General features: G+C 66.6%; 12 protein-coding genes. 6 read left to right on the top strand and 6 right to left on the bottom strand.

All coding sequences use genetic code 11. The features are described 5' to 3' along the window. Window positions 1–19: 19 nt before the first annotated feature. The 5 genes from lpxD to lpxB are packed head-to-tail and all read left to right on the top strand — an operon-like array spanning window position 20 to window position 4409. Complete coding sequence (gene lpxD, locus VGN93_RS07565) at window positions 20–1084, top strand: UDP-3-O-(3-hydroxymyristoyl)glucosamine N-acyltransferase (protein WP_327507007.1); 1065 nt, start codon at window positions 20–22, stop codon at window positions 1082–1084. Beyond that, a complete protein-coding gene (fabZ, locus tag VGN93_RS07570; protein WP_319319804.1) occupies window positions 1077–1544 on the top strand; it encodes a 3-hydroxyacyl-ACP dehydratase FabZ in 468 nt (155 codons plus the stop codon). The genes lpxD and fabZ overlap by 8 nt, the downstream gene beginning before the upstream one ends. After that, entirely contained in the window at window positions 1541–2356 is an 816-nt protein-coding gene (gene lpxA, locus VGN93_RS07575; RefSeq protein WP_327507008.1) for an acyl-ACP--UDP-N-acetylglucosamine O-acyltransferase, read from the top strand. The genes fabZ and lpxA overlap by 4 nt, the downstream gene beginning before the upstream one ends. A 5-nt stretch (window positions 2357–2361) precedes the next feature. Continuing rightward, a complete protein-coding gene (locus VGN93_RS07580; protein WP_327506959.1) occupies window positions 2362–3240 on the top strand; it encodes an LpxI family protein in 879 nt (292 codons plus the stop codon). Continuing rightward, window positions 3237–4409, top strand: a complete 1173-nt coding sequence (gene lpxB, locus VGN93_RS07585; RefSeq protein ID WP_327506960.1) for a lipid-A-disaccharide synthase — start codon at window positions 3237–3239, stop codon at window positions 4407–4409. Before VGN93_RS07580 ends, lpxB begins: the two co-directional genes overlap by 4 nt. Before the next feature lie 29 nt (window positions 4410–4438). On the opposite strand, the gene gltA is transcribed toward lpxB, so the two are convergent. Next, entirely contained in the window at window positions 4439–5728 is a 1290-nt protein-coding gene (gene gltA / locus VGN93_RS07590) for a citrate synthase (RefSeq protein WP_319318791.1), read from the bottom strand. 307 nt (window positions 5729–6035) lie between these two features. Here gltA and VGN93_RS07595 point away from each other — a divergent pair, with 307 nt between their 5' ends. Next, a complete protein-coding gene (locus VGN93_RS07595) occupies window positions 6036–8504 on the top strand; it encodes a ComEC/Rec2 family competence protein (protein ID WP_327506961.1) in 2469 nt (822 codons plus the stop codon). Here the strand turns inward: VGN93_RS07595 and lexA are convergent. The 5 genes from lexA to trpD form a co-directional block, all read right to left on the bottom strand. Continuing rightward, a complete protein-coding gene (gene lexA / locus VGN93_RS07600; protein WP_327506963.1) occupies window positions 8485–9204 on the bottom strand; it encodes a transcriptional repressor LexA in 720 nt (239 codons plus the stop codon). The genes VGN93_RS07595 and lexA overlap by 20 nt on opposite strands. A 109-nt stretch (window positions 9205–9313) precedes the next feature. Continuing rightward, window positions 9314–10537, bottom strand: a complete 1224-nt coding sequence (gene glp / locus VGN93_RS07605) for a gephyrin-like molybdotransferase Glp (RefSeq protein WP_327506964.1) — start codon at window positions 10535–10537, stop codon at window positions 9314–9316. Continuing rightward, window positions 10537–11031 carry a cyclic pyranopterin monophosphate synthase MoaC gene (gene moaC / locus VGN93_RS07610; protein ID WP_327506965.1) on the bottom strand — a complete coding sequence of 165 codons (495 nt, stop codon included), beginning with the start codon at window positions 11029–11031 and terminating at the stop codon, window positions 10537–10539. Before moaC ends, glp begins: the two co-directional genes overlap by 1 nt. Beyond that, window positions 11031–11846 (bottom strand): indole-3-glycerol phosphate synthase TrpC, encoded by an 816-nt coding sequence (gene trpC, locus VGN93_RS07615; RefSeq protein ID WP_327506966.1) that lies wholly within the window; start codon window positions 11844–11846, stop codon window positions 11031–11033. Before trpC ends, moaC begins: the two co-directional genes overlap by 1 nt. A gap of 8 nt (window positions 11847–11854) precedes the next feature. Then, the gene (gene trpD, locus VGN93_RS07620; protein WP_327506967.1) at window positions 11855–12877 is read right to left on the bottom strand and encodes an anthranilate phosphoribosyltransferase; all 1023 of its coding nucleotides are present in this window, start codon (window positions 12875–12877) and stop codon (window positions 11855–11857) included. Between the last annotated feature and the right edge of the window lie 14 nt (window positions 12878–12891).

A 12891-nucleotide genomic window follows, 5' to 3' on the forward strand; every position in this document is an offset into this window, starting at 1 on the left:
ACGTTCTGGAGTCATGCCGATGGAGCATAACTGGTTTTTTCCGCCCCATGACGGTATTCGTCTGGGTGATCTTGCGGCGACGCTTGGGGCGGAACTTGCCGATGCCGCGCATGCCGACCGTGTCGTGCGCAGCGTTTCGCCCGTCAACCGGGCGAAGGAGGGCGACCTCTGTTACATTCTCTCCCGAAAATTCCGCGGTGAACTGGCGACCTGTGCGGCATCGGCCATCCTGTGCGACCGTTCGCTCGCGTCGCTCGTCCCGCCGGATGTCGCCGTCCTGCTGTCCACGCGCCCGCACACCGCCTTTGCGATCGCCGGCGAATTGCTGCACGGCTCCGCCATGCGGCCGGAGCCGACGACGTCTGTCGCCGGCATCGCGCCCGGCGCCTATGTCGATCCCGAAGCGCGCATCGAGTCCGGCGTCACCATCGAACCGATGGCGGTGATCGGCAAGGGTGCGGAGATCGGCGAGGGTACGCATATCGGCCCGGGTGCCGTCATCGGCGCCGGCGTGCGCATCGGCCGCAATTGCTCGATTGCCGCCGGCACCACCGTGCAGTGTGCGCTCGTCGGCAACAATGTCATCCTGCACCCCGGCGTGCGCGTCGGCCAGGACGGTTTCGGCTATGCGCCGGGCCTGAAGCCGGGCATGATCAAGATCGTGCAGATCGGCCGCGTCATCATCCAGGACAATGTGGAGATCGGCGCGAACACCACGATCGACCGCGGCACGATGGACGACACGGTGATCGGCGAGGGCACCAAGATCGACAACCAGGTCCAGGTCGGCCACAACGTGCGCATCGGCCGCCATTGCGGCATCGTCAGCGGCGTCGGCATCGCCGGCAGCGCACGCATCGGCGATGGCGTGATGATCGGGGGCGCGGCCGGCATCAACGGCCACATCACCATCGGCGATGGCGCCCAGATCGCCGCGATGAGCGGCGTCGTTGCCGATATCCCGGCAGGCGAGAAATATGGTGGCGTACCGGCTCGGCCGATGCGCGACTTCCTACGCGACATGGCGGAGATCGCCATGCGTTCCAGCACTCGAGTCCAGAAGAAGGGGGGCAATGATGAGTGAAGAGACCAAGGCAACGCTTGGCGTGGCTGATCTGCGTGAAATCCTCACGCTACTTCCTCACCGCTACCCCTTTCTCCTCGTCGACAAGATCATCGAGATCGACGGCGACGACCGGGCGATCGGCATCAAGAACGTGACGGTGAACGAGCCCCATTTCATGGGCCACTTCCCCGATCATCCGATCATGCCCGGCGTGCTGCTCATCGAAGGCATGGCGCAGACCGCGGGTGCCATCTGCGCGCGTAAATCGCGTTCCGGCTCCAGCCTCGTCTACTTCATGACCATCGACAATGCCCGCTTCCGCAAGCCCGTCGTGCCCGGCGACCGCGTCGAATTCCACGTCGTGAAGCAGAAGCAGCGCGGCAATATCTGGAAGTTTCATTGCGATGCAAAAGTTGATGGGCAACTTGTCGCCGAAGCTGATATCGGCGCGATGATCGTGAAGAAGGAAGACGCCTGAAAATGATTGCCGCCAGCGCGAAGATCCATCCGCTCTCCGTCATCGAGGACGGGGCGGTCGTCGGTGAGAACGTCGTCGTCGGCCCCTTCTGCCATGTCGGGCCCAAGGTCGTTCTCGGCGATGACGTGGAGCTTCTGACGCATGTGGTGGTCACCGGCCGCACCGATATCGGTCGCGGCACGCGCATCTTCGCCAATGCCGTCATCGGCGGCGATCCGCAGAGCGTGCATCATGACGGCGCCGAGACGACGCTGTCCGTCGGCGCGCAATGCGTGATCCGCGAAGGCGTGACGATGAATACCGGCACCACCGAGGGCGGCGGCAGGACGGTGGTCGGCGACTTTAACCTGTTCCTGGCCAATTCGCACGTCGCGCATGATTGCCAGCTCGCCAACCACATCATCCTGTCGAACAATGTCATGCTCGCCGGCCATGTGACGATCGAGGATCGCGTCATCCTCGGCGGCGGCTCGGCCGTGCACCAGTTCACCCGCATCGGCCGCCAGGCCTTCATCGGCGGCCTTTCGGCGGTCTCCTACGACGTGATCCCCTACGGCATGCTGAATGGCAATCCCGGCGTGCTGGGCGGCCTCAATGTCGTGGGCATGAGCCGCGCCGGCATGGAAAAGGCGACGATCCACCAGGTCCGCCGCGCCTTCAAGCAGATCTTCGAGGGCGAGGGCTCGATCCGCATCAATGCCGCCGCGATCCGCGACGACTATACCGATTGCGCGCCGGTCATGCACATCCTCGATTTCATCGCCGCCGACAGCGACCGCGCGCTCTCCTCGCCGAACCGCGGCAAGGGCTGACCGGCATGGCGGACGGCCGGCCCCTCGCGCGCGACCGGCTGGCCATCATCGCCGGCGGCGGTCTGCTGCCGCGCTACGTCGCGGATGCGGCGCGCGCCCGCGGCGAAAATCCCTACATTCTCGCGCTCACCGACGAATCCGCGCAGGACTGGTCCGGCTTCGACCATCAGGTGATCTCGATCGGCAACTATGCCGGCATCGGCGCCGCCTTCCGGGCGCAGGGCATCGGCCGCGCCGTGCTGTCCGGCTCCGTGCGCCGCCGCCCGGAATGGCGCGATATCCGCGCACCGCTGAAGGCGCTGACGGCGCTGCCGTCCGTCGTGCGCACGCTGCTGAAGGGCGGCGACGACACCGTGCTGAAGATGGTCATCCGCCTGATCGAGGCCGAAGGCGTGCGCGTCGTCGGCGCGCAGGATATCGTGCCGGATCTTCTGGGCAGCGAAGGCCCCCTCGGCGCCGTCGCGCCGGATGAGGCCGCCAGAGCCGATATCGCCGCCGCCGCTGCCGCGGCGCTGGCACTCGGCCGGCTCGATGTGGGGCAGGGCGCCGTCGCGCTTGGCGGCCGCGTCGTGGCGCTGGAGGGCGCGGAAGGCACGGATGCCATGCTGGAGCGCGTGGCGGGCCTGCGCGCCGCCGGCCGCATCTCCGCCCGCCGCAAGGGTGTGCTGGTCAAACTCTGCAAGCCGGAACAGGACCTGCGCGCCGACCTGCCGTCGATCGGCGTGGAAACGCTGCGCCGCGCCCATGCCGCCGGGCTTGCCGGCATTGCCGTCGAAGCCGGGCGTTCGCTGGTGCTGGAGCGCGCGGCGCTGGTCGCCGAGGCGGACGCGCATGGCCTCTTCGTGACGGGGATCGTGCCGGAACGAGCGGAGATGCGGCGATGACGGAAAGACCCTTGAAAATCGGCATCATCGCCGGCGAGGTATCCGGCGACCTCCTCGGCGGCGATCTGATCGCGGCCCTGCGCAAGGCCCATGCCGGCGAAATCGACCTCATCGGCGTCGGCGGCGAAGCGTTGGAGAAGCAGGGCCTCAAATCCCTGTTCGATTTCTCCGAACTCTCCATCATGGGCATTTCGCAGGTGCTGAAGCGCCTTCCGTCGCTGCTCCGTCGCATCCGCCAGACCGCGGAGGCCATCGTCGCGACGCGCCCGGACCTGCTTATCATCATCGACAGTCCGGATTTCACCCATCGCGTCGCGCGCCGCGTGCGCAAGGCGCTGCCGGACCTGCCGGTCGTCAACTATGTCTGCCCGAGCGTCTGGGCCTGGAAGGAAGAGCGCGCGCTGCGCATGCGCGCCTATGTCGACCATGTGCTCGCGCTGCTGCCCTTCGAGCCGGCCGTGATGGCACGCCTCGGCGGCCCCGCGACCACCTATGTCGGCCACCGGCTGATCGGCGATCCCGATATCCAGCGCGTGCGCGCCGCACGGCTCGCCCGGCCGGAGCGGAGCGAACCCGTCTGCCTGCTGCTTCCCGGCTCGCGCAGCACCGAGATCAGCCGCCTGCTGCCGGCCTTCGGCGAGGCGGCCAAGGAACTGACCGCCCGCACGCCCGGCACCCGTTTCCTGCTGCCCACCGTGCCGTGGCAGGAGGCGCTGGTGCGGAAACTGACGGCGGACTGGCCGGTGAAGCCGCAGATCACCACCTCCACCGCGGAAAAATGGCAGGCTTTCGCGAACGCCGATGCCGCGATCGCGGCCTCCGGCACGGTCATCCTGGAGCTGGCGCTCGCCCGCGTCCCGGTCATCTCCACCTATCGGCTCGATTGGCTGGCGAACCTCTATCTCGGGCGCATCCGGGTCTGGACGGCGGCGATCCCCAACATGATCGCCGACTATGCCGTCGTGCCGGAATACCTGAACGACATGGTGCGCCCCGGTGCGCTCACGCGCTGGTTCGAGCGGCTTTCCGCCGACACCACCGAGCGCCGCGCCATGCTGGAGGGTTACGATCTCGTCTACCGGCGCATGCAGACCGGGCGCCCGCCCGGCGAGACCGGCGCGGCGGTCATCCTCGATCTGCTGGCAACAAAAAAGCCCGGTCGAAACTGACCGGGCTTTTTCATGTCGTTCGGTAGGGTTCAGCGCTTGGAAACCGGCAGGTAATCGCGCTTCGGCTCGCCGATATAGAGCTGGCGCGGGCGGCCGATGCGCTGTTCCGGATCCTCGATCATCTCGTTCCACTGGGCGATCCAGCCGACCGTGCGGGCGAGCGCGAAGAGCACGGTGAACATGGTGGTGGGGAAGCCCAGCGCCTTCAGCGTGATGCCGGAGTAGAAGTCGATGTTCGGATAGAGCTTCTTCTCGACGAAATAATCGTCCGTCAGCGCGATGCGCTCGAGCTCCATCGCGACGTCCAGCATCGGATCGTCCTTGATGCCGAGTTCGCCGAGAACCTCGTGCGTCGTCTTCTGCATGATGCGCGCGCGCGGATCGTAGTTCTTGTAGACGCGGTGGCCGAAGCCCATCAGGCGGAACGGATCGTTCTTGTCCTTGGCGCGCGCGATGAACTCCGGAATGCGGTCGACCGAGCCGATTTCGGCGAGCATGTTGAGGGCAGCCTCGTTCGCGCCGCCGTGCGCCGGGCCCCAGAGGCAGGCGATGCCGGCGGCGATGCAGGCGAACGGGTTGGCGCCCGAGGAGCCGGCGAGGCGCACGGTGGAGGTCGAGGCGTTCTGCTCGTGGTCGGCATGCAGGATGAAGATGCGGTCCATGGCGCGGGCCAGAACCGGGTTCGCCACATAATCCTCGCAGGGCACGGCAAAACACATGCGCAGGAAGTTCGACGCATAGTCGAGGTCGTTCTTCGGGTAAACGAAGGGCTGGCCGATATGATACTTGTAGGCCATGGCGGCGATCGTCGGCATCTTGGCGATCATGCGCAGCGACGCGACCATGCGTTGGTGCGGATCGGTGATGTCGGTCGAGTCGTGGTAGAAGGCCGACAGTGCGCCGACGCAGCCGCACATGACGGCCATCGGATGCGCATCGCGGCGGAAGCCGGTGAAGAAGCGGCTCATCTGCTCGTGCACCATGGTGTGGTGCGTGACGCGGTAGTCGAAGTCGTCCTTCTGGGTCTTGGTCGGCAGTTCGCCGTACAGGAGAAGGTAGCAGACTTCCAGGAAATCACCGTGTTCGGCAAGCTGCTCGATCGGGTAGCCGCGGTGCAGAAGCACGCCTTCGTCGCCGTCGATATAGGTGATCTTCGATTCACACGAGGCGGTAGACGTGAAGCCGGGATCGTAGGTGAAGGCGCCGGTATTCTTGTAGAGCGTGCCGATGTCGATCACATCGGGACCAATCGTACCGGCCCGCGTCGGCAGTTCGACCGACTTGCCACCGAACGATATATCCGCGCTTGTTCCTGTCATAACGATCCTCCGTTGTTTCAAATGGTGGCACGGTTTCGTGCTGTAACCATGAACATGCTCGTTTTGCTAGCCCATTTACGATGCCCTGCCAAGCGATACGAAAGACAAATTGTGCATTGCGATAACGGACGTTCCGGCAACGCAATATCTACCCTTTCCGACAAGTTGCAAGCAACTTCTGAGGGTGGTTTCGGCTTTCGGAGGGCGCATGCCTTCTGTCTGGCTTAGTATTATTTCGCCCTACTGGTGATTGAAAAATTTCCTGCCAGGTTGCATAATCGCCAGGGGAACCGGCGGGGCCGAGCGCATGGCCAGGATCGACATCGCGGAGAGGCGGGAGGTGCGCGAGGCGGAAGCCTGGGGCGTCGCGCCCGCCGGCGATTCGCTGCCGATGCCGGTTCCGCCAAAGCCGCGCCGCATCGCCCCGCTTGCCGCCAGCGCGCGTGCCGTCGGCCGGGTTCGCGAGAGCCTTGCAGGTCAGAAGATCGACGCCGCCTTCGCCGAGGAGCGGGCGCACGGCCACTTCTTCCTGTTCGTTCCCGTCTTCCTCGGGATCGGCGCGGCCCTTTGGTTTGCCGCTGCCGCCGACCCGCCGCCCTATGCCCTGCTGCTGCTTGCCTGCGTCACGATCTGGCCTGCCTGGCGGCTGCGCCACCGAGAGGACTGGGTGGCGCTTGCCGCGGGTGCCGCCTTTCTCGTTCCCCTCGGCATGCTGCTCGCCGCGCTGGAGAGCGCCCGGCTCGACACGGTCATTCTGGACACACCGGTCACCACGCAGATCAGCGGTCGCGTTCTGTCACGCGAGAGCGACGCGCGGGGCGCAATCCGTTACCGCATCGCGCTGGAGGCAACGCGCGATCCGGTCCTGAAACGGGCGCCCGGCGTCGTGACGCTGCTCTCCCGCAGCCGGCATGAGCCGATCGCGATCGGCACGGGCATAACAGGGCGCGCGCGCCTCGGGCCGCCCTCCGGCCCGGCCTTGGCCGGCCTCAACGATTTCGCCTTCGATGCCTATTTCGCCGGCACGGGCGCCGTCGGCTATTTTTACAGCGCGCCAAAAACCGTGGCGACCGGAGAGGCCGGGCTGGAAGGCCGGATCCGGCAGGAGATCGCGCGCTGGAGAAACAACCTGACCGAGCATATCCGCGGTCGCATCGGCGGTGACGCCGGGGCGATCGCAGCGGCGCTGGTGACGGCGGAACAGCGGGCGATCGGTGATGAGACGGTCGAGGCGCTGCGGCAGGCGGGGCTTGCCCATGTGCTGGCGATTTCCGGGCTCAACATGGTGCTCGCCGCCGGCACCTTTCTCGTCGGCGCGCGCATGCTGATGGCGCTGATCCCGGGCTTTTCCGAGCGATATCCGGCCAAGAAGATCGCCGCCGTCGGCGCGCTCATCATGGTGACGCTCTATATCCTCGTCTCGGGCGGCGCGCTCTCGGCCGTGCGATCGTGGATCATGATCTGCGTCATGCTCGTGGCCGTGCTCTTCGGGCGATCGGCCATCAGCCTGCGCAATGTCGCGCTCTCGGCGATCCTCATCCTCATCGTCACCCCGTCGGCCGTCACCAATCCGGGTTTCCAGATGTCCTATGCGGCGACACTCGGGCTCGTCGCCGGCTATGCCGCCTGGCGCGAGCGGCCGATGCGGCGGGAAAGCCGGGGAGGGCCCTTGCAGATGTTCGGCGGCTCGCTCGGCCGCTTCTTCGGCGGGCTCATGCTGTCTTCGCTGATCGGCGGTTTTTCGACGCTGATCTATTCCATAGGCCATTTCCACCGCATCCCCGCCTATGGCCTTGCCGGCAATCTGCTGGCGATGCCGGTGATCAGCGCGATCGTCATGCCCTTCGGTCTCATCGCCGTGCTGCTGATGCCCTTCGGCCTCGATGCGATCCCCTTCGCGATCATGGGCCAGGGCATCGAATGGATGATCGCGCTGTCGACCTGGGTCGCAAGCTGGGAGGGCGAAGTGGTTACCGGCCGCATCCCGCAATCCGCCTTCCTGCTGATCGGCCTCGGCGGCGGCCTGGCATGCATCCTGCGCACCCGGCTGCGCCACGCCGGAACGCTGCTCGTCCTGTTCGGCATCGTCATCGCCTGCTGGCCGGACGAACACCGTGCGCCGGAAGTGCTGGTCTCGGAAGACGGCCGCCTCGTGGCGATCCGGCGCGGTGAAACCGTTGCGACCAACCGCGCAAGACCGCCGGATTTCATCTATTCGCAGTGGCGCCGCGCGCTACGGCTCGGTGACCTCGTCAAGCCGGAGATGCGCAACAGCGAAGGCCTGACGGTGGCAGAGGCGAGCGGAGCCGTCGAAGGAACGGAAAAGCGGAAAAAACCACGTCGCAAGGCGGACCGGCAGAAGGCGAAGGACGCCATGGCATCCGCCCTGGAGGCGGCGGGAAAGGGCACCGGCTTCATCTGCGAAACAAAGGCGTTCTGCGCCGCCGTCTCGCCGAGCGGCTGGCGGATCGTCACGCTGGAAGACCTTGCCTTCCTTGGAACCGCCTGCGATGCCGCCGATCTCGTCGTCGTGCCCCAGGCCCTGCGGCTGGAGGCATGCCGCTCCGGCGCCCGGCTGATGACGGCGCGTCACCTGCGACACACGGGCGCCCTGGAAATCCGGCCCGACACCGAAAAGTCCGTTTTTGCGCTATCCGAAGCCAGAATCACCCCCGCCGTCGAGACCCTTGAGCGGCCGTGGTCCCGACACCGCACCTATGATTGGCGCAGCGGCACCTTCGAGGCGACAGCGGCAATCAATGATAACGGCGAATGAGTCCGACGAGCTTGCCCTGGATCTTGACGCGGTCCGGCCCGAAGATGCGGGTCTCGTAGGCCGGGTTCGCGGCTTCGAGCGCAATGGAGGCGCCCTTGCGGCGGAAACGCTTCAGCGTCGCTTCCTCGTCGTCGACGAGCGCCACGATGATTTCGCCCGGGTTCGCGGTGGTGGCGTTGCGGATGATGACCGTGTCGCCGTCGAGGATGCCGGCCTCGATCATCGAGTCGCCCTTGACCTCGAGCGCATAATGATCGCCGTTGCCGACCATCTCGGCCGGCACCATGATCTCATGGGTGTTGTTCTGGATGGCGGAGATCGGCACACCGGCGGCGATGCGTCCCATGACCGGCACGGATACCGAAGCCGACATCTCCGCCTGCGGGTTGCGTTGCGCGGGGGCGGCTGCCACCGGCTGCTTGCCGCGACTGCCCTCGATGACGGCCGGCGAAAAGCCGCGCCGCGGCTGGAGGCTCGGCGAATAGGCTTCCGGAAGCTTGATCACTTCCAGCGCGCGCGCCCGGTTGGGCAGGCGGCGGATGAAGCCGCGCTCTTCCAACGCCGTGATGAGGCGGTGGATGCCGGACTTGGACGCGAGATCCAGCGCATCCTTCATCTCGTCGAAGGAGGGAGGAATACCGGACTCCTTCATCCGTTCATGAATGAACAGGAGAAGTTCCTGTTGTTTCCGCGTGAGCATGGCCCCTCCACCGAGAATCTTGAAACAATCCAGAATCGTGAAACAAATCCAGAACAGACACTATCTGTTCCATATGTGTTCCGCAAGGGCTTGGAAATAATAATATTGTTCAGGCAGAGGGGTCGCGCAGGAGGAGCACCTCGCAGGGGGTGCCTGCGGGCACGGCCGGGGCATGCGGCGGGCGGATCAGCAGGCCTTCCGCCTCGGCGAAGATCTTCATCATCGATGAATCCTGCTTGTCGAAGGGCGTGACATGCAGGTCGCCGGCAGGGCCGCGGGTGATGCGGGAGCGGATGTAGTCCTGCCGCTGGTCGTTTGCCTTGAGCGGCACGGCGGCGACGGCTGGGTGCACGCGGTTTTTTGCGGGCAGGCGGGCGAGGCGGGCCACCAGCGGTTCCAGGAAGAGCAGCGCGCAGACGAGGCTGGAGACCGGATTGCCCGGCAGGCCCAGCACCTGGATGTCGCCGAGCCGGCCGACCATCAGCGGTTTTCCCGGCCGCATCGCGATGCGCCAGAAATCGAGCTCCATGCCGGCCTCGCCGAGCACCGGCTGCACGAGGTCGAAATCGCCGACGGAGGCGCCGCCGAGCGTGACGAGCACGTCGATGTCGAGCGTCAGCGCATTGCGCACGGCCTCCAGGATCGCCTGCTTGTCGTCGGCGACGATGCCGAGGTCGATCACCTCGGCGCCGGCTGCCCGCGCGATCGCCGAAACGCCGTAGGTGTTGGAGGCGATGATCTGGCTGGCGCCGGGCGGTGTGCCGGGCGGGACGAGCTCGTCGCCGGTCGCGAGCACCGCGATGCGGGGGCGGGCGTAGACGGCGAGCGCCGGATGGTTCATCGCGGCGGCGACGGTGAGGCGGCCCGCATCGAGCACGGCGCCGGCTTTCAACACGGTCTCGCCTTCGGAAAAATCCTGTCCGCGCGGGCGGATATGGCGACCCTTCGGCGTGAGGAAGGTCGTGCGGATACGGCCGTCTTCCAGCTTTTCCGCGTCTTCCTGCAAAAGCACGGTATCGGCGAAAGCGGGCAAGGGGGCGCCCGTGAAAATGCGCACGGCCTCGCCGGGGCCGGCAGAGCCTTCGAAGGCGTGGCCGGCGGAGGAAATGCCGGCGACCTTGAGGATGGCGCCGAGCGTCGCGATGTCCGCGTGGCGGACGGCATAGCCGTCCATGGCGGAATTGTCGAAGGGCGGCTGGGTCAGCCGGGCAGCGATGTCTTCGGCGAGCACGCGTCCATGCGCTTCGTGCAGGGAAACCGTCTCCGTGCGCTGCGTCGGCTTGGCCCCGGAAAGCAGGCGGTCGAGGGCGTCTGCGACGGGCAGGAGCGACATCAGGTGTTTGCCCGCTTGTAATCGCCGGAGCGGCCGCCGGATTTTTCGACGAGCCGAATGCCGCCGATCTCCATCTCGCGGTCGGCGGCCTTCGCCATGTCGTAGATGGTGAGGCAGGCGACGCTGACGGCGGTGAGCGCCTCCATTTCGACGCCGGTGCGGCCGGTGAGCTTCGCCATGGCCTCGACGCGCAGGCCCGGGAGCGCGGGGTCCTCGCGGATCTCGACGGCGACCTTGGTCAGCATCAGCGGATGGCAGAGCGGGATGAGGCTCGACGTCTGCTTGGCGGCCATGATGCCGGCAAGGCGCGCCGTGCCGATCACGTCGCCCTTCTTGGCGTCGCCCTTGCGGATGAGGTCGAGGGTCGCAGGCGCCATGCGGATGAAACCTTCGGCGACCGCGATGCGCACCGTCTCCGCCTTGTCGCCGACATCCACCATGTTGGCTTCGCCGGAGGCGTCGATATGGGTGAGCGTGCCGGCCTTTTCGGCCATCACTCGGCCGCCATCCTGCCGGCGGAACCGGTCAAGAGTTCCCGCGTCGCGGCGGCCACGTCGTCCTTGCGCATCAGGCTTTCGCCGACGAGGAAGGTGGAAATGCCGACCTTGCCGAGGCGTTCGCAATCCGCATGGGTGAAGACGCCGCTTTCGCCCACGAGAAGCCGGTCGTCCGGCACCATGCCGGCGAGCCTTTCCGACACCGCGAGATCGACCTCGAAGGTGCGCAGGTTGCGGTTGTTGATGCCGACGAGCTTGGACTTGAGCTTCAGCGCCCGTTCCATTTCCGGTTCGTCGTGCACTTCGATCAGCACGTCCATGCCGAGCGCAAAGGCGGCGTCCTCCAGCATCTTCGCATCGTCGTCGCTGAGCGACGCCATGATGATGAGGATGCAGTCGGCGCCCCAGGCGCGGGCTTCCAGCACCTGGTAGCTGTCGAACATGAAATCCTTGCGCAGCGCCGGCAGCGCGCAGGCCTGGCGGGCGGCGGTGAGGAATTCGGGCGCGCCCTGGAAACTCGGCGTGTCCGTCAGCACCGAGAGGCAGGCGGCACCGCCGGCCTCATAGGCCCTGGCAAGCGCCGGCGGATCGAAATCCGGGCGGATGAGGCCTTTCGACGGGCTCGCCTTCTTGATCTCGGCGATCAGGCCGAAACTGCCGGCGGCCTTTCTGGCCTTGAGGCTTGCGAAGAAGCCGCGCGGCGGCTCCTGGTCGCGGATCCGGGCGCGAAGTTCGGCGGGGGCCACGCGCGCCTTGGCGGCGGCGATTTCTGTGAGCTTGTAGGCTTCGATCGTCTTCAGGATATCGGTCATCGCCAATCCTACTCCGCATGGCCTTCGTTGGAAACCGCAACGAGGCGTTCGAGCACCGTGCGGGCGCGGCCGCTTTCCAGCGCCTCGGTTGCCTTCGCCATGCCGTCCTTCAGCGTTTCCGCCTTGCCGGCGATGACGAGGCCGGCCGCGGCATTGGCGAGCGCCACGTCGCGATAGGGCATATGCGTGCCGCCGAGCACCGAGAGGAGGGCTGCGGCATTGTGCGCGCCGTCGCCGCCGCGGATGTCGTCGAGCGTCACCTGGGGCAGGCCGAAATCGGCGGGCGTCAGCTCGAAGGTGCGGATTTTGCCGTCTTCGAGGGCTGCGACCTGCGTGGTGCCGGTCGTGGTGATTTCATCGAGGCCCGAGCCGTGCACGACCCAGACGCTCTCGGAGCCGAGATCACGCAGCACTTCGGCCAGCGGCACCAGCCATTGCGGCGCGAAGACGCCGAGCAGCTGGCGCTTGACGCTGCCGGGATTGGAGAGCGGTCCGAGCAGGTTGAAGATCGTGCGCGTGCCGAGCTCGACGCGCGACGGGCCGACATGTTTCATCGCCGGATGGTGCAGCTGCGCGAACATGAAGCCGAGGCCGGCATCGTGCACGCAGCGGGCGATTTCGACCGGGCCGATATCGAGCTTCACGCCGAGGCAGGACAGCGCATCCGCGGTGCCCGCCTTGGAGCTCAGCGCACGGTTGCCGTGTTTGGCGACGGGTACGCCGGCGCCGGCGGTGATGATCGCGGCGAGCGTCGAGATATTGTAGGTGCCCGTGCCGTCGCCGCCCGTGCCGACGATGTCGATGGCATCGGCCGGAACCGAGACCGGCAGCATGCGGGCGCGCATCGAGCCGACGGCGCCGTAGATCTCGTCGACGGTCTCGCCGCGCACGCGCAGCGCCATCAGGAAGCCGCCGATCTGCGAGGGCGTGGCGGCGCCCGACATGATGATCTCGAAGGCGCCGCGGGCGTCCTCGCGGTCGAGCGCGTTACCGGCGGCGACCTTGGCGATATAGGGTTTCAGGTCGGACATGCGGTTCCTGTCTT

It is taken from the genome of Shinella sp. (assembly GCF_035998705.1).
Taxonomy (GTDB): Bacteria; Pseudomonadota; Alphaproteobacteria; order Rhizobiales; family Rhizobiaceae; genus Shinella.